The organism is Porticoccus sp. Uisw_050_02 (assembly GCF_047729555.1).
Lineage (GTDB): Bacteria > Pseudomonadota > Gammaproteobacteria > Pseudomonadales > Porticoccaceae > Porticoccus.
Genome location: NZ_CP159825.1, coordinates 650,983 through 671,445 on the forward strand (window position 1 = coordinate 650,983; position 20,463 = coordinate 671,445).

The 20,463-nt window shown below is 40.6% G+C and carries 17 protein-coding genes and 1 tRNA gene; 6 read left to right on the plus strand and 12 right to left on the minus strand.

Annotated elements, in window-relative coordinates; all coding sequences use genetic code 11:
* Positions 1–15: 15 nt before the first annotated feature.
* The 11 genes from ABXT41_RS03140 to ABXT41_RS03190 form a co-directional block, all read right to left on the minus strand.
* Positions 16–1,623: an ABC-F family ATPase gene (locus ABXT41_RS03140; RefSeq protein ID WP_415391370.1), complete on the minus strand. Its 1,608-nt coding sequence runs from the start codon at positions 1,621–1,623 to the stop codon at positions 16–18.
* A gap of 127 nt (positions 1,624–1,750) precedes the next feature.
* Positions 1,751–2,599, minus strand: a complete 849-nt coding sequence (locus tag ABXT41_RS03145) for a PA4780 family RIO1-like protein kinase (protein ID WP_415391371.1) — start codon at positions 2,597–2,599, stop codon at positions 1,751–1,753.
* A 73-nt stretch (positions 2,600–2,672) separates the two neighbouring features.
* The gene (locus ABXT41_RS03150; RefSeq protein WP_415391372.1) at positions 2,673–4,094 is read right to left on the minus strand and encodes a cryptochrome/photolyase family protein; all 1,422 of its coding nucleotides are present in this window, start codon (positions 4,092–4,094) and stop codon (positions 2,673–2,675) included.
* Between the two features lie 579 nt (positions 4,095–4,673).
* On the minus strand, positions 4,674–5,219 hold the full coding sequence (locus ABXT41_RS03155) for a recombinase family protein (protein ID WP_415391373.1): 546 nt from the start codon (positions 5,217–5,219) through the stop codon (positions 4,674–4,676).
* A gap of 323 nt (positions 5,220–5,542) precedes the next feature.
* Positions 5,543–6,010 carry a hypothetical protein gene (locus ABXT41_RS03160; protein ID WP_415391374.1) on the minus strand — a complete coding sequence of 156 codons (468 nt, stop codon included), beginning with the start codon at positions 6,008–6,010 and terminating at the stop codon, positions 5,543–5,545.
* A gap of 129 nt (positions 6,011–6,139) precedes the next feature.
* Positions 6,140–8,164: an autotransporter domain-containing protein gene (locus ABXT41_RS03165; protein ID WP_415391375.1), complete on the minus strand. Its 2,025-nt coding sequence runs from the start codon at positions 8,162–8,164 to the stop codon at positions 6,140–6,142.
* 399 nt (positions 8,165–8,563) lie between these two features.
* Positions 8,564–9,988, minus strand: a complete 1,425-nt coding sequence (locus ABXT41_RS03170; protein ID WP_415391376.1) for a hypothetical protein — start codon at positions 9,986–9,988, stop codon at positions 8,564–8,566.
* A 210-nt stretch (positions 9,989–10,198) separates the two neighbouring features.
* A complete protein-coding gene (locus ABXT41_RS03175) occupies positions 10,199–11,581 on the minus strand; it encodes a tyrosine-type recombinase/integrase (protein ID WP_415391377.1) in 1,383 nt (460 codons plus the stop codon).
* Between the two features lie 95 nt (positions 11,582–11,676).
* Positions 11,677–11,764 (minus strand) — tRNA-Ser (locus ABXT41_RS03180).
* 142 nt (positions 11,765–11,906) lie between these two features.
* Positions 11,907–14,543 (minus strand): Rne/Rng family ribonuclease, encoded by a 2,637-nt coding sequence (locus ABXT41_RS03185; RefSeq protein WP_415391378.1) that lies wholly within the window; start codon positions 14,541–14,543, stop codon positions 11,907–11,909.
* A gap of 90 nt (positions 14,544–14,633) precedes the next feature.
* Positions 14,634–14,789: a hypothetical protein gene (locus tag ABXT41_RS03190; RefSeq protein ID WP_415391379.1), complete on the minus strand. Its 156-nt coding sequence runs from the start codon at positions 14,787–14,789 to the stop codon at positions 14,634–14,636.
* Positions 14,790–15,185: 396 nt separating this feature from the next.
* Here ABXT41_RS03190 and rluC point away from each other — a divergent pair, with 396 nt between their 5' ends.
* Positions 15,186–16,133, plus strand: coding sequence for a 23S rRNA pseudouridine(955/2504/2580) synthase RluC (gene rluC, locus ABXT41_RS03195; protein WP_415391380.1), 948 nt, complete (start codon positions 15,186–15,188; stop codon positions 16,131–16,133).
* 3 nt (positions 16,134–16,136) lie between these two features.
* Positions 16,137–16,781, plus strand: coding sequence for an HAD-IA family hydrolase (locus tag ABXT41_RS03200; protein ID WP_415391381.1), 645 nt, complete (start codon positions 16,137–16,139; stop codon positions 16,779–16,781).
* A gap of 19 nt (positions 16,782–16,800) precedes the next feature.
* Here ABXT41_RS03200 and ABXT41_RS03205 read toward each other — a convergent pair whose 3' ends face one another.
* Positions 16,801–17,442, minus strand: a complete 642-nt coding sequence (locus ABXT41_RS03205; protein WP_415391382.1) for a Maf family protein — start codon at positions 17,440–17,442, stop codon at positions 16,801–16,803.
* A gap of 184 nt (positions 17,443–17,626) precedes the next feature.
* Between ABXT41_RS03205 and ABXT41_RS03210 the strand changes: the two genes are divergently transcribed.
* The 4 genes from ABXT41_RS03210 to fabD are packed head-to-tail and all read left to right on the plus strand — an operon-like array spanning position 17,627 to position 20,447.
* Entirely contained in the window at positions 17,627–18,172 is a 546-nt protein-coding gene (locus ABXT41_RS03210) for a YceD family protein (protein ID WP_415391383.1), read from the plus strand.
* 25 nt (positions 18,173–18,197) lie between these two features.
* Positions 18,198–18,377 (plus strand): 50S ribosomal protein L32, encoded by a 180-nt coding sequence (gene rpmF / locus ABXT41_RS03215; RefSeq protein ID WP_415391384.1) that lies wholly within the window; start codon positions 18,198–18,200, stop codon positions 18,375–18,377.
* A 26-nt stretch (positions 18,378–18,403) separates the two neighbouring features.
* A complete protein-coding gene (plsX, locus tag ABXT41_RS03220; protein ID WP_415391385.1) occupies positions 18,404–19,450 on the plus strand; it encodes a phosphate acyltransferase PlsX in 1,047 nt (348 codons plus the stop codon).
* Between the two features lie 46 nt (positions 19,451–19,496).
* Entirely contained in the window at positions 19,497–20,447 is a 951-nt protein-coding gene (gene fabD / locus ABXT41_RS03225) for an ACP S-malonyltransferase (RefSeq protein ID WP_415391386.1), read from the plus strand.
* Positions 20,448–20,463 lie beyond the last annotated feature (16 nt).

Here is a 20,463-nt window from a genome sequence, read left to right on the forward strand (position 1 = left end):
TCTGAAATGTTTTAGTTAAAAATTAGAAGAATTTTTTATTGTTTCTTGACTAGCAAGGTATTCTTCGTAGGAGCCTTTAAAGTGTACAAGTTTTTTGTCTTTAATTTCAATTATATGATTTGCTAGAGATGAAACAAATTCTCTGTCATGGCTGACAAAAATCAAAGTGCCATCATAATTTTCAAGAGCTAAATTCAGTGATTCGATAGCCTCCATGTCTAAGTGGTTGGTTGGTTCATCCATAATAAGGACATTTGAGTCCATCATCATGAGTTTGCCAAATAACAGTCTATTCTTTTCCCCGCCAGAGCAAACTTTAACCGGCTTTTTGAAGGCATCAGTAGAAAATAATAATCGACCAAGCGTAGCTCGTACAATTTGATCATCATGGTTCGGTTTTCGCCACTGACTCATCCAATTGAATAAATCTAAATTGTTCTCAAATTCTGATGTACTGTCTTGCGGGCAATAACCGAGTGCCGAATTTTCTGACCACTTAATAGCACCGCTGGTGGGAGAAACTTCATCTATAAGGCAACGAAGTAGGGTAGTTTTTCCAACACCATTTTCTCCTATGATGGCTAAACGAGAACCCGCATCTAAGATCAAGCTACCATTTTCAAATAACATCTCATCATATTGGTGAGTAATTTTTTCTAAAATTAATGCCTGTCGATGAAGTTTTTTGGCCTGTTTGAATCTAATAAATGGTGAAACTCGACTGGTAGCTTTAATATCATCAAGTTGTATTTTGGTGATTTTCTTTGCCCGAGAAGTGGCTTGTTTAGCTTTAGATGCATTGGCTGAAAAGCGACTTACAAACTGCTGAAGATCAGCAATTTGAGCAGATTTCTTGGCATTTTCTGAGTAAAGGCGTTCGCGTGCTTGGGTTGATGCAGTCATAAAGTCATCGTAATTTCCCGGATAAACCCTCAATTCCCCATAATCAATATCAGCCATATGCGTACATACCGCATTAAGGAAATGACGATCATGCGAGACGATAATCATTGTGCTCTTTTTTTCATTAAGGAGCGCCTCTAACCATCTAATGGTGGCAATATCTAAGTTGTTTGTTGGTTCATCTAGTAACAATATGTCAGGATCTGAAAAAAGTGCTTGAGCTAGCAGTACTCTTAGTTTCCGGCCTGGAGGAATCTCAGACATCATGCCAAAGTGAAGTTCTTTTTCGATGCCCGCCCCTAGTAGAAAATCCCCAGCTCGACTTTCAGCGCTATAGCCATCTAATTCAGAGAAGCGTATCTCTAGGTCGGCCACCTTCATGCCGTCTGCATCTGACATTTCAGAGAGACCGTATATGCGTTCACGCTCCTGTTTGACAGCCCATAATTCTGTGTGCCCCATGATTACAGTATCTATAGCGCTATATTGCTCAAAAGAAAATTGATCTTGATTTAACACGCCTATTCGTTCGTTTGGCGTTATTGATATATTTCCAGATGTGGGTGAAAGGCTGCCATCAAGTATTTTCATGAACGTAGATTTTCCGCAGCCATTAGCCCCAATCAGACCATAGCGATTGCCATGACCAAATTTTACGGAGATGTTTTCAAAGAGGGGCTTGGGACCGAATTGCATTGTAATATTTGCAGCAGTAATCAAGTAAATACCTTTTGGGTTTCAGGAAATAAATAGTAAGTTTTTGATTGAATGATTTTAAAAAAACAGCACTATAGAGAATTGCTTCAATGTCGTCGAGTAAAGCTAGCCCTAGTAAAGATTAATTTTTTTAGTCAGCTTCTTGAACTCTAGCAAGTCGAGCCTCTTCTTCTGCTAAGGCGGCCTTTATCTCCTGCATGACAGTGTCGACATTGGCTAGCTCAGAGCATTCTTTAAATGCACCAGAAAGTACTGCATTTGGGTGCAATTCCCCATCTTCGTATAAACTCCATATTTCTTCGGCATATTTTGTGTCTGAAAGCTCAGGAGCATAATTTGAATAATACCGAGTCATGTTGTTTACATCTCGCTTCAGCATCATTTCAGCATTATTGTTAGACGAAGCATCTACGGCTTGAGGGAGATCTATGATAACGGGGCCATCTTTGCCTATTAATACATTGAATTCTGACAAGTCGCCATGAATTATTCCTGCACACAGCATGCGAACAATAAACCCCATAAGAACAGAATGCCCTAAAAGAGCCTCTTTATTAGACATAGATACATCACCAAGCCTCGGAGCAACTTGATTTTCCGGGTCTGTTATCAGCTCCATCAGTAAAACTCCGTCAAAACAGCCGAAAGTTTCAGGCACCCTAACTCCCGAGTCATTTACCTTGCGAAGTGAATCGAGTTCAGCATTCTGCCATGTTTCTTCTTGCTGCTGTCTTCCGTACTTGGATCCCTTTTCCATAGCTCTGGCACGACGGGTATTCCTGACTTTTCGGCCTTCTTGATACTGTGCAGATTTTTTAAAACTTCGCTTGTTAGCCTCTTTGTATACTTTTGCGCATTTTATTGAGGCTCCACATCTAACCACATATAACGTTGCCTCCTTGCCGCTCATAATTGAACGGATTACCTCATCGACTAATCCATCGTCAATCAACGGTTGAATTCTTTTTGGTATTTTCATTACATGGTTACACGGGACTTATATTTTGTACTAAGTAGTATAACGTTAAAGGGGGAGGGCTGGGCACCCCTACTTACTCAGATAGCGAAGAAAGTTGAGCAAATTTCTCAAGGGCATTATCGCGAGATATTTTTAGATCTATAATAGGTTTTGGATATGTACTGCCAAGTTTTATATTGGCCTCTTCTAGGATGGAATCGGGTGCATCCCATGGATTGAAAAGGTACTTGTTTGGTAGTGGTGAGATTTCGGGTATGAATCGCCGCACATAGTCGCCTTCGGGATCAAATTTCTGCCCTTGTATGACAGGATTAAAAATCCTGAAATAAGGAGCAGCGTCTCTTCCGCAGCCACTTATCCATTGCCAGCTTGCGCTATTATTTGCAAGATCAGCATCAACTAGAGTATCCCAAAACCATCGTTCGCCATGACACCAATGAATTCCAAGATTTTTGACTAAAAAAGAGCCTGCGATCATCCGCGCACGGTTATGCATGTAGCCTGTTTGCCACAGTTCACGCATACCTGCATCTACCATAGGTATGCCGGTTTGACCTTTTTTCCATGCCTGAAGTGCAGTCTCGTCAGTTATCCATGGAAAGTGGTTAAATTTAGGCTGTAGATTTTTCTTGGGTAGATCAGGATAATGGTATAGTTGGTTATAAGAGAACTCACGCCACCCTAACTCACTGCAAAAATGATCACTGTTCGTATCATTTGATGTGTTGTGAACCTTGTGCCATAGCTGATTAGGCGAGACTTCTCCAAAATGCAGGTAAGGTGAGAGTCTAGAGACATAAGGTTTAGAGAGGAGATTTCTTCCATTTTTATATTGAGATAAATCTTCGTCTATGAATTTTTGAAAACGAACTCTTGCCTCTTTTTCTCCAATAGTCCAATGGGAGTCAAGTTTTTCATTCCATGGGGTATATGGCAATAATTGCAACTGATTTATGCTCAAAGTTTTCTTCGTGTCACAATAATACTTGATGTTGCTCAGAACAGGTAGAGGCTCACGCGGCGTTTCCCCCTGCAGACATCCTTTTCGATAAAAAGGTGTAAATACACTATAGCATTCACCGTTACTTTTTTTAATTGCCCATGGCTCCCACAGCAAAGAACCATTATAGCTTTCAGATTTTATACCTTGCGCGTTTAAATCTTTTTTTATTAGTGTGTCACGCTGAATTCTCCATGGCTCATAACAACGATTCCAGTACACAGCATTAACATTGTGACGCTTAATGATATCCATCAAAATATCGATAGGATTACCGCTATATAACGACAAAGTGCCGTCTAAAGATGTATTTAATGATTCTAGTGAGGAGTTTAGCCACCATTTGCTTGCGGCGCCCATGGAGTATTCGCCGGCGTTACCTTCATCTAGAATGTAAATAGGGAAAACGCCTTCATGTTGCGATGCTGCAGTGAGCGCTGGATTGTCGGACAAACGCAGGTCCTGTCGAAACCAGTGAATAGCAATATCTCTCATGAATCCTCTCTTTTCCTTTTTTGAATTATTGCATTTGGGGGAGCCAGCTCAGCAGCTCAATTATCCTGTAGTTAAGAAATTTATAGATATTTAAATCATTCGCGCCAATGGTAATGACAGCAAAAGAAGTAACAAAAATCAAGTTTAGGACCCAGAAGAACTTAGTCACCTAGTTTTCCTTCATGGTGCTTTGAGATTTCGATGATAAGGGTGATTATTTATGCAAGATCATAGCACAGGGGAGGATGCGTGATCCCGATAAATAATTTTAAATATAGTCTGGTTTAGCGTCTTACTCTAGACAGCCAATTGATCTTCACTCTCCTTTATTTAGTTAACATGTTTCAGGGGGCGGGGTGTCGCGTACTGCGAAAAAAGACATTGTTGTCAATTCATGAGTTTTGGTAACTTAAACGTAGATTATAAACCTAGACTTACCTCTGAAACTCTTACGAAGCAAGAGTTTCAGAGGTAGAATATGGCGGAGAGACAGGGAGACGATGACATCTGCACTTAAGTTATTAAAAGTTATATATAATGTGCTTCTCAGACCATTCTACTTACATTTTTACTTACATTTTAAGCAACTTTTTTCTTAATCCTTGATACAGTTGATGGTGCTACATTAAACTTATTAGCAGCTTTCCTAACTGACATTCCTTCATTAATAGCCTCTACTATGCCTTCTTTATCTATAGCTTTAGACTGCTTTCTGTTGAAGTAGATTCCATTGGCTTTGGCTATAGCAATCCCTTCAGCTTGTCTTTCCTTAATCATGTCTCGTTCAAACGTAGCAACAGCACCCATAATGGATAGCATTAGCTTCTGGTTCTTATCTTCTCTGTTGTAGGTTATGGCTTCTTTAGTAAACTGTAGCTCACAACCTGCACTGTTTATGGTTTCAATTAGCTGAAGTAGGTCAGTAAGGTTTCTAGCTAATCTACTAATGTCATGTACAACAATAGTGTCACCAGTCCTCATGCTATCTAATAAGCGTTGAAGCTCTGGTCTATTTGTATCTTTTCCGCTGCACTTATCCTCATAGACCTTATCAACTTCAACTCCATCTAACTGCCTGGTTGTGTTCTGGTCTACGCTACTTACTCTCTTATAACCTAATCTCATTGCCTACATTCTCCAAGTCGGTGTAGTTGTTTCTACTATACCTCTACTGTATTCACATATCTAGACTTAGATGAGTAATGTAATTAACTACCAAAACATAAGGGCTTGGTTGTATTCATTTACTAAAGAATATAGTGTATTCGTATGTACACTTATAGATACGCTAGCTAATGCTTGCTGTTACTGCTTTTTAAATCTTTTCTTTACTTAGAATTTCTAAGAAATCAAATAGGGGGCGGGGGGTCTAAACTGCTTTGTTCGTATCTATAGTAGGCTCACACATATAAAATTGATGAAGTTGGTGGAATAAAAAAATCAGTAAATTACATTAATTTTTTATAATCCTCTTCTTCTAATTCTAGTATTCTATGCTCACCACAAAGCAAGCCCATACGATATTTAATTACAAAATAATGTTTTGGTTTAGTGAATAAGAAATCTTTGGAAAACTTACATGCCCCACCTAGACCCGTCACAGGAAGACCAAGGCTTAAACCAACTTTTGTAGCTATATTATGCGTACCTGTTTTAGTCTTATAGTGCAATCCTTTGTTGTGACCAAGGGTCCCAATTTTTTTGCCATCAAAATGAAGCTCAACTCTTTGCCCTATAGTTAAAAAGCTTTTTGGCCTGTAAAAATAAAGTTCTGTATCAATTGTCTTTATTGGTTCTAGGTTGGTGCTACTTAGATTTGTCTTCGGTATTTTTTTTTCTAATGGATTGGTAATGTCCTTAAAAGAAGAACATCCTGATAAAAATGAAATTATCAATATAATACATAAATGTCTCATGAAGGCGCCTTTTGAGTTTGATGGCCGATAAATAAAACGCCATATATTGATTTATGCATTGCTGCCCGGGTTAGCAACAGAATTATGTATTGCCATACAAATGTCTATCCATACAAACACCTAGCCAGACTAGTGGAAGGTGTATTCAACACTTAAATGACCGGCCTTATAGTCTTCATCGCCGTTACCACCTAACTCAACATCAGCTACTAAACTGAGCTGATCGCTGCTGGCTATTCGTATACGAGCACCCACAAAACTACTGTAGACGTTCTCATCACCCACGTTACTAAACTTAGACTTACTGCCGCCTATGTTGATCTCGGTATCATCATCATCGGTATAACGCGAGTTGACACCTGTTCTTAACTCAAGCTCACTGGTTGCACTATAAGCATAGGCTGCAGCTATTTGTAGCTTGGTGGATAAGGCTTGTATCTTGCGATCATCAACGGACAGGTTAGATTGAGTGGTCCCGCGCTCAGAGTGATCATCCAACCAAGCGATACTGTAGTTAACACTGGCAGACGGTCTTAGCTCAATGCGTTCATGTATTTTGTACGCAGAGGCAATGGTCACAGAAGGACTGATAAAGAGACTGCTAAAGTCTGACTTAGCTACCTCTCTACCGTTCAAGTTATCAATAACCAGACGCTCATTATCATGGCGACCATAGCCCCCCAAAAGCGAGGTGGTCAATGTAAAGCCTTGTAATTGTTGACTGGTGTAAGCCCCTAAGTAAAAATGCTCAGTATCACTCTTAAACGAGTTCTCATTCCCGTCGGTGTCACTGTTGACAACACCTCCCACTAGACCCACTCGGCGTAGGCCAAGATCCCACTCATAGCCCCCATTAATGCCCACGTAGTCGTGCTCATAGGCTCTAGCATTGTCTTCAGCATCACGATCGGAGTCACCCCCAAGAACCTGTATCCAAGCCACTGGCTTGTGTTGCTTAAATTGCAGACCTGGCAATACCGTTGATGTAACCGCTTTGACCGGTTGAGGCGCAGCAGGCAGGTAGGTACGTTGAGCGATCTGATCATGGATATCGCTGGTGATCGTTGACAACACCACACTGCGTGCAGCTTCAGCTGTACCATCAACCGAGACAGCTACTACATCCCCGCTGAGCTTGAGACCCGGTCCCAGCAGATTAATGTTCTCAGTGTTTTCAAAAGTGAGCGTTGCCGACACACTACCGCCATGGATATTGACCGTATCGTTATCCCCAGCACCACCTAAATCAATAGCCCCCATGAGCTGTGAGCCTTTGAGTAAATTAAGCGTTAGATTGTCATTAGAAACACCGCGCACGGCGTCGTAGCTTGTACCGGTAATATGGCCACTGTTGTTGATGGTGGTGTCAGCGCCGGTTGAATAAATGCCGTATCTCCCATTAATGGTCCCACTGTTGGTGATGATGGTGTTGATGCCGTATGAATGAATGCCGTCACTGTTTGCGCCGTCCCCAGTAATGCCCCCATTGTTGGTGATGGTGGCGTTAGCGCCGTATGATTCAATGCCGCTACTGCCCGTGCTAGTAATGGTCCCACTGTTGGTGATGATGGTGTTGATGCCGTATGAAAGAATGCCGTTATCGGCCGCAGTAATGGTCCCACTGTTGGTGATGATGGAGTTAGCGCCGTTTGAATCAATGCCGTCATCGTCCGCATTAATGGTCCCACTGTTGGTGATGATGGCGTTATTGCCCCTTGAATCAATGCCTGCATCGCCCCCAGTGATGGTCCCACTGTTGGTGATGATGGCCTTAGCGCCGAGTGATAGAATACCGTCACTGTTTGCGACGTCCCCAGTAATAGTAATGATCCCACTGTTGGTGATGGTGGCGTTGGTGGCGGTGGTGTCTAAATAAATGCCGTAGACCCCATTAATGGCCCCGCTATTGGTGATGATGTTATTAGGGCCATCAGCTTTAATTGCATCAAGTCCACCACCGACAGTCAACGTTCCTCCCGCCTCAATGACAATAGTATCATCACCATCAGGTGTCTGCTGGGTAGTCACAATTTGGCCATCTACGATAGTGACAACATCAGCAAAAGTCGGTGTTGCCAGCATCAGTGCTATGGCAATCACCAGTGGACGTGTAAGGGTGTGGGGCACAGCATGCCCAAGACGGAACGTAGACAAGATGTCTCTCCTTAATTGCAATAAGTTGCCCTAAGGGGAGACAAAGGCACTCTATCAAAATAAGACAGATGCTCTATTAGACCCTAAAGGGTAATCAATGGTTGAATTTTAAAGGGTGCCTAAAGGTCAAGATAATGACCCTTAGGAATACAATCTATGTTTTCAAAGCATACATTATTGCAGTATGTGTTGTTGTTGGGGGGAAGCTATCACTCTAAGAGCCACTAATAGCCTACATTTAACAGGTATGGGTAATGTATTAGTTGTTGTTGCTATTACTACCTTATTATAAGTTCCTTAGAAACCAAATATCTTTGTCTATATTCACTACCTTCCTTGTTTAGTGTCTTACTCTTGATAACTGACTGCTACTACCACTTCTTTATTTATTTAACATGTTTATAGGGTGAGTTGTTGTATCCATTGTTGGTGTTTAAGTAGTCTACGTTTATATTCTAGTGTTGGTTTAAGTTTATGGTCTGGTGTTGTTACACCTTCTTCTAGTTTGATATTGACCTTGAAGCCTAATGAAGAGTTAACAGCGTGTTTCATTACATTCTTTAATTCCTCTTCTTTATCTGTTTCTACAATGAATGAATCAAAGATTGTCAGTACAGGTATATGAAGACTAGTAAAATGATTCACTACTTTTATTGCTATTTCACCATCTAAACGCATTAACTCAACACCTTTATCTTTACAGATACTATCTTGGATTAAAGGATGTTGGGTACAAAAAGTATCTAGTAATAGTTTGAGTTGTTGATTCTTTAGTTTCTTCTCTCTTGTTCCAGTGGGTTGTTTCTGTCTAAAAGCTCCAAATGCAGACTTCTCTGTGCTTGCATTAATGGAGTTAAGCACCAGACCTTTAACTACAGCTCTCTGTTCGTCTTTGTTAAAGCCTTCAAGGGCATAATCTAGCATATATGGGTCTTTGGGTGGTTGTTTGCCTTTTAGTCCATAGAGTAGGGCAATGTGTAACCCAGAGTAATCTGCTTCTACTGTTGGTTTTCCGTTGATGTAAATTTGAGACCTGTAGTCGCTGCCTATACTTTGCCACCATGCACCATGAAGTCTACCTCCATAATCAAACGAGCCTCTGTAGAATATCCTTCTTAATAGTTTGTGCTGGTGTGTGATTTGTACTGGTATCTTTTGATACTTTTGTTTCTTAGGATTCCAGAATGTTCTGGTGATGACAGGTTGCTTAAGTGTTGGTATATCAATGTGTGATTCATTGATTAGCTTGTTGTAGCTCTTTAGTTCAGCTCTCATTTTCTCTGTTTGATATGTATCGTAATACTCTAGCTCTTGCTTTTTATCGTCCTCATCTTTCTTATTTAGTACCACTAATTCTTTTATTGTGTAAGCAGGTTCTAAATCTTCAAGCATACAAAAGTTTATCGCTGCAAACTGTTTCATTAAGCTGGTGGTTGCTCTGATTCTAGTGACCCTTCCACTTTGTTCTGAGCCTTGTCTCGTATCAATTAGTTGTTTCTTCTCTAGCTTATGCACCATGTCTATTATTTTGGAGCTAATCTTAATGGCGTTATAGCGTGAGTTCACTTTGTACGTATTCTTTGTCATAGACACAGCAATAGATTTCTCTTCATCTTCAAGCCATGCTACATATAAATTGATTAACAGATTTCTAAATACATTCTTAGGTTTAGACTTCCCTTTATGCCTTTGGTTTTCTTTATTGAGCTGGTCATTATGGAAGTATTCTTGCCAGAGGTGATTACAAAGCAATGACAGTCCTTTGTGTTCAGACCAGTAATGTTTATCTAACAAATTGGAGTTGCTTCTTACAATTTTATCCATACTCATCACTACAATAACTAATTGTTTTTAAACGAATTAAAAGGTATTAAATGAACAAATAAAAGGACTTTTAATACCATCATAGCACTACATCATAAAGTCCCTAGAATCGCCTTATATAAGCTCCTAGAGGTATGTTCGTTAGCTATTAAAAAAGTAATTAAATCAATGACTTAATTAGCAATAATAGGGAAGCATATAGATACATACTTATATGCTTTTAGAAAGTTTATACACAAGTAAATTAATAACTTCAAATCTATACTCTAGAGTAATACCGTCAGAGTAGGTATCTTGTGTTATGTTTTGTTTCTCGTGTCCAATAATATCAGCAATAACAGGTTGAGGTATCCCTGTTCTGTCTAGCTTTGTTGTGACTGTATGCCTGATGGAGTGAAAAACTTGGTTTCTTTTAAAGCCTAACTTCGTCTTTAAACGACCAAATCGCTTACCAATAGCATTAGCCCGTTTACCCTCTCTATCTGGTGTAGCTTTAAACAGGTAGGTATCCTTACTATTTTTGATTCGTTCCTTAACTATGCTTTGTGCTTCTGGGTGAACAGGAATCAATCTTTCTGCATTATCGCTTTTGCCAGATATCTCTTTTCCTTCGTCACTAGTAATAATCTCAATACTGATAACCAAACCTAGTGCTTCATTACGAATGTGTTGAATCCTTAGCTGCATTAGCTCTTCTATCCTAGCACCCGTATACATTGCCAATTTAATTAAATCATTTAGGCAGGTATCTTCTTCACTTGCTGATAATAGTTGCTTCAGTTCAGTATCTTGAAATGATAATACCTTTATTGCTTTCTTGAGCTTAGTATCTCTAGGCATCTTCACTTCACGAAAACCAGAAGTATCTAGGTTTAAGTAGTTCTTTCTCTTCAGCCAATCAATATAACCTCTGATAGCGTGAAGATATTGGCGTAATGTTTTACTAGATGGTCTCTCATCTCTCGGTAACTCGGTGTAGCTATCAATCCAATCTTGAAGTAGGGGAGTTGTAACCACCTTCTTATACAGATAAGGAAACCTAGGAATAAACTGATTCACTATTCTACTAATATATAAATCTGCTGTCTTATCTCTCAGGTCATCAAGGAAAGCTCTGTACTCTCTAAGATAAAAGTCAGTGGGCATCATATCTCTGCTGCCTTTACTTCGTCTGATTGACATCTCTTGCAAAAATAAGAAGTCTTTTGAGGGTGTGCTTCCAAAAGGGTTGTCATCTGCATCAGACCACTGATTCATTACCCAGTCTTCTAGTTGCTCTATATCGTCCTCGTGTATTACTTCATCGTCTTTTTTTAAGAATACCTTCTTTTTGATTTCATCTAGTTCTCTCTCTTGAGAGCCAGCAATAACGGGCGAGGGATTTACTGCTTCTTCATAGGCTTCTGTAGCTACTTGGATTTCATATAGCCATTTAGCAATGATAGGAATAGCCTGAGTTTCAGCTTCACTAGCAGAGGTAGCATCTAGCTTCTTGCTGTACTCAAGAGTTTTGATAGGAAGGAAAGGGCGTAGGTGAGCTTTAGGTCTAATCCTGCAGTACCACTTACCGCTCATGTGATTAACATATTTCATGAGGGTAAGTTTACTTACATTTTACTTACATTTCTACTTACACTTGTTATGTAAGCGAAGCTCTTAACCCCTTGAATACTGGGGTTTGTAATAAATGGCGGAGAGACAGGGATTCGAACCCTGGGTACCTTTCGGTACGTCGGTTTTCAAGACCGGTGCATTCGACCACTCTGCCACCTCTCCTGGATTTTTTTGGGAAAAAATGCTTCATTTATGAGAAGTTGAGTTATATTTTCTCGCTAGATCCCAAAAGTTGCGGAATTATACCGTTGTTTTTTGTCGATACAAGGACGAGATAAAAGTAATTTCAATTATATCTTTACCTCTATGTAGTTTCATTTGATTCAGTTGAGTTCTTGTTTTTCCGCTTTAATCTTGGGTCATTGGCGGGTCGCTTGATATTTTTAGTTGTCGCAAGAGCGGGGGTAGTTGCAACAGCATCCGATGATATCAGTTTAGATGGCTCGAGGATCACTGTCTCTATGGCCACCTTTGCTATTGGTTTTGGTTGCTTTCTTGGGTCGTTGCTAGCCCTCGTCGGCGCTTGCGTCGCATCACTGTCTTTTGTTTCAGCCTTTGTAGTCTTATTTATGGCCGTTTTCTTTGGGACCGCTTTTTTTGGGGCCGCTTTCTTTGGAGTTTTCTTAGGCTCAACTTCTGCTTCTTTAGTTGTAGATTCTTTAATTTCCTTAGCTGCCGTCTTCTTTTGTGCAGCTATTTTCCTAGGTTTTTTGGACACAGCTGTTTTACTGGTATCTGCTTCTAGCTCTGCTTTTGCCGAAACTTCTTCTGTTTTTGTTTCTATTATATCTATTTTTGGAGATTCAGTTAGATTCTCATCATTTGAACTTGTAGTCTCTATTGTAGTTGACTCTGCTTTCTTTTGGTTTTGTGGCCCTGAAGATATAATACGATTTTCCGCGGTTTTTTCGGCTTGATGAATTGAGTTTTCCTCTAACAGTTCATTGGGCACATCTTGGCGTTCGCGTCGTTGCCGAGGACTGCGTCTTCCTCCTTCTCTTTTTGGAGGGTGACTTTTAGGGGTACTTGTATTATTGCCTGCACCGCTTTCCACCTTTGGTGTTTCCACTACTGAGCCTTTCTGTATCGACTCAGGCTTGGCAATTTGCTTTGACTCAGGATTGTCGCCACCTGCTTGCTGATTACCACGGCCTCGATTGCGATTACTGTTATTCTGGCTGGTTCGAGGTTTCCCTCGATTGTCCGGTCGCCTGTTTCTATTCTGGGGGCGTCGTTGAGCGGTGCCTGAAGAGGATCCTTTCTCGTTTTCCGTGGTTGTTTTTTCTGATGATCCAAAAACTTTTTTAAATAAAACTCTTAGAAAGCTAGACCCACCTTTGCTAGACGCAGCTTTATGCTGTGGGGTAAATTTCGATGGCGCAATATTCTTAACTGCCGGCTGAAGAGCAGGAGGAACTGGTTTTACAGTGTCCGTATCAGGAGGAATAAGATCTGTAGATATAGTATCCGTCAGCTTATAACTGTATTCGGTTCTAGCATCATCCTGTGCTCGAATTCTTTGAACCTCATAGTGCGGTGTTGCAAGCTTTTCATTTGGAATCACAACCACTTTAATATTATGGCGCTTTTCTATTTCAAGGATTTCTTTGCGCTTTTCATTAAGCAAAAAAGTTGCTACAGATACTGGGGTTATAGTGCGAATTTCTGTACTATTTTCTTTTTGCGCCTCTTCTTCTACAATGCGCAAGATTGAAAGTGACAGCGATCTTGTTCCTCTAATGCTACCTTGCCCTAGACATCTGGGGCATAGTTTTGATGTTGTTTCACTTAATGATGGCCGCAAACGCTGGCGTGACATTTCCAAGAGTCCAAAGCGAGATATCTTTCCGACTTGCACTCTTGCTCTGTCAACCTCAAGAGCCTCACGCATACGATTTTCGATATCCCGTTGATTTTTTTGTGATGACATATCAATGAAGTCAATGACTACCAGTCCACCCATATCTCGAAGCCTTAATTGACGCGCAACCTCATCTGCTGACTCCAGATTAGTACGGAGAGCAGTTTCCTCGATATCCACACCTCGAGTAGCTCGAGCGGAATTGACATCTATAGAAATAAGAGCTTCTGTTACATCTATTACAATAGCACCCCCAGAAGGTAGCTTTACTTCACGCTCAAAGGCAGTTTCAATTTGATTTTCAACTTGATAGCGAGTAAACAAAGGAGTGGCCTCCTCATAAAGTTTTACTCGGGTAGAAAAGTTTGGCATTACTTGTGATATAAAGGCAGCTGCGAGGTCGTATGCCTCTTTATTGTCAATCAGCACTTCACGCACATCTTCTCGAAGATAGTCTCGTACTGCACGAATAATGATGTTGCTTTCTTGGAATAAAAACTGAGGAGCTTTAGCTGCTGTAGCCTCCTTGTTGATGGTTTCCCATAGCTGCACAAGATAATCAAGATCCCATTGAAGCTCTTCAGCCGTACGACCAATTCCAGCGGTTCTGACAATAACACCCATACCGCTAGGTATTGTGATCTGCCTTAAAGCCTCTCTTAGCTCATTTCTTTCTTCTCCCTCTATTCGCCTTGAAATACCGCCAGATCTTGGATTGTTCGGCATTAAAACAAGGTAGCGTCCAGCTAAACTTAAAAAAGTAGTGAGTGCAGCACCCTTGTTGCCGCGCTCCTCTTTTTCGACTTGCACTATAATTTCTGAGCCTTCCTTTATCGGTCCCTCAGAAAGATACTCCCTAGCAATTTCTTTCAACGGTAGAAAGCCATGCCTCTCATTTCCGTATTCAACAAATGCAGCCTCTAGACTTGGCTCCACTCGAGTAACTTTTCCTTTATAGATATTAGCTTTGTGTTGTTCGCGAGTTCGATTTTCTAGATCTAGATCATATAAGCGCTGACCGTCGACCATAGCAACTCTTAGCTCTTCAGGTTGCGTAGCATTAATAAGCATGCGTTTCATTATTTTACTGTCCTGTATTTCGGGCAGCGGAATCATCGCAGGAGCGATTGAGGGGATTTGGCGCACACGCACATCAAGAATATAAAAGAATCACCCAGCTATTGTAAGTGTCTTTTTATTTGTTATTTCTTGATATTTATCAGTCATTTGCTTCCTTCCGGAGTTTTGGCCTGATGTGCTATGAACCATTTTATTTGTTAGGGCAGTAAATACCATCTCTGTTAATTCTCTTGGAGGGGTTGTCATATGATATTTCCCTCACTAGTATTCTTGCTTCTACCGCTTTAAAAAATATTTTCCACCCGATCTTCATGCTATAACCCATGCACCTTTGGCGTGGTTATAAAAATGGATACTGCGAAGATTTATGCTTGCGCAGTAGTCCCTAAAATTTGTTTGTAGCGCTTTTAAATTAAAAAACAAAGACTTTATTTTATTCTTTACTCAAGCTACTTAATCTATCATATACTTAATTTTTTAAAAATTAAACTTACGTCCTATTGTATCAGCCGCAGGCATCACCGGCAATCTAAACATCTTACAGATAGATTTTATACGCTATTTTTACTAAAAGGCAGCCTAACTGCTACAATGTCTAGCCAATCTTAGTTAAAAAATTTTACTAGAAGAATTTTACTGAAAATGAATATTACTGCAAACGAAGTCGCTGTTCAGCTGATTGTGATTTCACCTAATAACGCAGGGCAGCGTTTGGATAATTTTTTATTTACAGCCCTCAAGGGCGTTCCTAAGTCGCGCATATATAGAATTATCCGAAAAGGTGAAGTTAGGGTCAATAAGGGCCGCATTAAGCCTGAGTACAAGTTAGCTGAAGGCGACCAAGTAAGAATTCCTCCTGTGCGTGTAGCGCAAAGAGACACACCAATTATTCCTAGTCAAAGTTTTCAGGATTCGCTGGAGGCTAGCATTTTATATGAAGATGATCTGTTATTAGTTATTAATAAGCCTTCTGGTTTGGCTGTACATGGTGGAAGCGGGATAAGTCTTGGGTTGATAGAGGCACTTAGGGCTACTCGTTCAGATAAATCTTACCTGGAGCTTGTTCATCGTATAGATCGTGATACTTCTGGATGTTTAGTTGTAGCAAAAAAGCGTTCTGCGTTAAGGTTTCTTCAAGATGAAATGCGTGCTAGGCGTATTCTTAAGGTTTACTATGCGCTAGCTTCAGGTCGATGGCCTCGAGGTCGAAGGCGAATTGATGCACCCCTTCTTGCTTCTGAGCAGAAGTCTGGAGAAAAAATTGTTCGAGTTGATTCGGAGGGCAAGAGTTCAGTAACAGTTTTTTCTGTTGTCCAGAGATTTGATAACGCTACGTTGATGGAAGCGACATTAGAGACAGGTCGAACTCATCAAATTAGAGTTCATGCTCAATATGTAGGGTGCTCGTTGGCCGGAGATGTGAAATACGGCTCTGATGACTATAACGACGATGCTAGAAGATTGGGCTTGGGCCGTATGTTTTTACATGCATTAAAAATACAATTTTTTTCGCCTTGCGGAAAAAAAATTCTTATTGAGGCTCCAATCCCACCGGAGCTTTCCAGGTATCTCCAAAAATTGGATCACTAAATTTTGGCAAAATTACTGATATTTGATTGGGATGGAACGTTGTGTGACTCTTTGTCACAAATTGCTTCTTGCGTGCGCTCTTCTGCAGAAGATCAAGGCCTTGCTCCCCCTAGTTTCAGCGATATAAGAGAGATCGTTGGGTTGGGACTGACTGAGAGCTTTTGTAGGCTTTTTCCTGGCCTTACTAAAGGCCAAATAATCTTAATGTGTAGCGCTTATTCGCGTCACTTTGTTGAGGCGGATAGAACTCCGGCACCTTTTTTTGAAGGAGCTCTAGGGGTGCTTGAAGATCTCAAAAGTAAAGGTTATTTTTTGGCTGTTGCAACCGGCAAAAGCAGGGTTGGTCTCAATAGAACATTAAAAGCGAGAGGGATGATTAATTTTTTTCATGGAAGTAGATGTGCTGATGAAACTGCAGGCAAGCCAAATCCATTGATGTTGAATCAGCTTCTTAGTGAATTTAACGTACTGCCAGGTGATGCAATAATGGTAGGAGATACAGAGTATGATCTAGCTATGGCGGTTAGCGCAGGGGTCTCCTCTATAGGCGTCAGCTATGGCGCTCATTGTCCGAGTCGATTTGATAAATACCACCCCTTAGGCTGTATAGATAAATTAATAGAAATAAATTATTATATAAATCAATAATTTAAGATTTATATTTAATCTAATTTAATTGATTTTTTCGTAGCATTTTACTTAGTCGTATAAGGGGAAGCCCAATTAGCGCTGTTGGGTCACAGCTATAAACAGCGTCAAGAAGGCTGATACCTAGGCCCTCTGCCTTGAAGCTTCCTGCGCAGTCGTATGGTAGCTCTTTTTGTAAGTAGGTGGTAATTTCTGTCTCGAGAAGCCTTCGAAATATAACGTCAGTTATTATTACATCAGTTTCGATTAAATTTTTTGTTGTATTTAGTACTGATATTCCAGTAAGAAATGTCACTCTTTTTCCTGACTGGGCTTTTAGTTGACTGGTTGCCTTTTCCTGTGTCCCGGGCTTGCATAGGAATTCTACGTCCCTTTTGAAACAGGGGTCGCTAGCATAAGGGAAGCTTAATTTTTTTGTATTCAATGGCGCTGGATTCAATACGGCAACTTGATCTGAACCAATAATTAAATTTTCAGTATATGTTTTCGATAATGCTCGAGCTTTTTCTTCAGATAGCCGCCTTACGAGAGAGTCAGCTGATTCTCTATCCTTTCTTATTTCGCTTATATTTGGGGGTACACAAACAAAAGAAAGACCTAGTCTTTCCATTAGCATTTTTCGATATTTTGATGATGATGCAAGAACAATATTTGGCAACATCCAGGGCAGCTCTTTCAGTGTTTAGTTCAAAGATTAGTTTACTATTTTATGTGGCTTTTAGGCGTTAATTTTTAGTGATTTTTTCTTCTTGGGTAAAAAGTTACGCTTGATTAGCTCTAGATGCTTGATTTTTTAAGAAGTTTTCTTTGACAGGATCAGGTAGCATCACTATCATTGCGGCCTTATGTTAAGTGTACCCCAAGCAAATATTTTACCCCAGTTTATCGACCCTAGGCAGCTAGCAAAACAAGGTGCGACATTAACTGGTCAGATTGACCCTGATCTATGTAGCAGACTCGCAGAGGCTGTCATAAAAATTAGTGAACCGATCATATCTAGCTTGGTGTTTCATGTAGAAGATAGTGGTCGCAAAGCGATCCACATTAAGTCTTCGACTACGGTGCTAGTAAGTTGCCATCGTTGCTTAGATGCAATGTCGTTACCTCTTCAGTGTGATACAATTATAGGCATTGTTTGGACGGAAGATGAAGCAGGTACACTACCGAAGGAGTTGGACCCCTGGATTGTGGCAGAAGAGGGTGATATAGCCGAGTTGCTTGAAGATGAGCTGTTGCTAGCGTTGCCTTTTGTGATTTATCATGATGAAACTGCATGCAGTGTGAATTTAGGTAGCCTGTCTTCTGAAAAAGAGTTTAATGAAAAAATAGATTCACCAAAAAATCCTTTTGAAGTATTAAGGGAACTTAAAGATAGTATTTTTGACAAATAATAAATTGTTTTATCAGGAGTAATTCATGGCCGTTCAAAAGAGCAAAGTAACCCGTTCTAGGCGTGGTATGCGCCGGTCGCATGATGCGCTATTAGCGCCAACCATCTCAACTGACCCAGTGAGCGGTGAAAAGCATCACAGACATCACGTTTCTGCTGAAGGCTTTTATCGCGGGAAAAAAGTCGTTGAAGTTTCCAACGACTAGAATCACTTCAGATCAGCTGTAGATTTTTGACTGATTCCTTATGTCTTGCTGTTGACGCGATGGGCGGGGATCTTGGTCCTCAAGCTACCGTACCTGCATCTCTTGATATCCTCATGGAGGATCCTTCGGTATCAATTGCTTTCTTTGGTGATTCAGTCCAGATACAGAAACAGATTAACGCCTACCAAAATATACGTAACATTGATGTCGATCGTTTTGTTATTCATCACTGCTCATCATCTATTTCAATGAGCGAAAAGCCGTCTTTTTCTGTTAGAAACCAACAAAAATCATCTATGTGGCGAGCATTGGAATTGGTTTCAGGTGGCGAGGCAAGCGCCTGCGTGAGTGCGGGGAATACTGGTGCTCTTATGGCGATATCGATTTTGGAGTTAGGTTGTTTGCCAGGCATAAGTCGTCCTGCAATCTGCACAAAGGTCCCTACATTGAATAACTCCTCCCTGTCCATCAGTGGTTATACCTACCTTTTAGATTTGGGCGCGAATATCATCTGTTCTGGCGAGCAACTGCACCAATTTTCACTTATGGCGTCACAAAAAGCATTAGTGGTTAATGGCATTCAGTACGCTACTGTTGGTCTGTTGAATATTGGAACTGAGGGCACAAAGGGTCGCCAAGAGATACATGATGCAGCTAAGTTGCTAGAAACTGATAGCGATCTTAATTATATAGGTTTTATTGAGGGTGATTCTTTGCTGAAAGGGGTGGCAGATATTGCTGTATGTGATGGATTTACTGGAAATATTGCCTTAAAAACTATCGAAGGCGTTGCTTTATTAGCCCGGCATTATTTAAATCAGGAGCTATCACGTAGTTTTCTAGGAAAATTTGGAGCTTTTTTGGCTCGCTCTTCATTAAAAAAGTTCTATAAAAAAATAGACCCTGTTTTATATAATGGCGCTAGCTTGCTGGGCCTTAACGGGGTTGTAGTAAAAAGTCATGGCAGCTCAGGTATTGATGGATTCTCTTGTGCACTGGCTGTAGCTATCCTTGAGGCCAAAGAGGACCTGCCTCAGAAGATTAAAGATAAACTATCAAAATTTATATTCTAAAAATAATGGCACTATTTTTAGCCAAAGATAATATTGAGGTTATTTTATGGAAAACTATTCTGTACATAAGGGCTTGGGTTTTATTTTTCCAGGCCAGGGGTCACAAAAAATTGGCATGCTTGCGGAATTAGCTAAAAAATATCCAGTAATTATAGAAACATATTCTGAGGCTTCAGATGTGTTGTCTTACGACCTCTGGGATCTCTCACAGAATGGAACAAAAGAAGAGATTATGCTCACTGAGCGTACCCAACCTTTATTGCTCACAGCCAGTGTTGCTTTATGGAAGGTGTGGAGACAAGAGGGGGGTCCCCTGCCTGAGATAATGGCCGGGCATAGTTTAGGGGAGTGGTCGGCCCTTGTTTGTTCTGAAGTGGTGGAATTCAAGGACGCTGTCCGACTTGTTAGGAACCGCGGTGCTTATATGCAAGAGGCGGTTCCGTTAGGTGAGGGCGCTATGGCTGCTGTCATCGGTCTTGATGATAAAACCATTAAGTCCATTTGTAGGGAAAGTTGTCAGGACCAAGAGGTGACGGCAGTCAACTTTAATTCACCCGGTCAGGTTGTTATTGCTGGGAATTTAGCCGCTGTGAATAGAGCTATGATCAGCTGCAAAGAGGCTGGTGCAAAGCGAGCTGTATCTATACCTGTAAGTGCACCTTTTCACACCAGCTTGATGAAGCCGGCTGCTCAGAGGTTGAGTGAAGATATAGATAGAACTAACTTTTCTTCCCCTCGAGTATTGATAGTTCATAATGTTAATGCTGAAACTGAGTTGAACCCACAGAAAATTAAAAATTTAATGATAGAGCAGATTTCGAGACCTGTTTTATGGGTAGATTGTATTAATTTCGCAGCTCAAAAAGGCATCAGTGATTTAGTTGAGTGTGGTGCCGGTAAAGTGTTGGGCGGGCTGTGTAAGCGAATTAACAGCTCTCTCGGCATATATTCAACTGAGGATATCACTTCACTAAATCTAGCCCTATCAGAGATTTAATATGAAATTAAAAAGG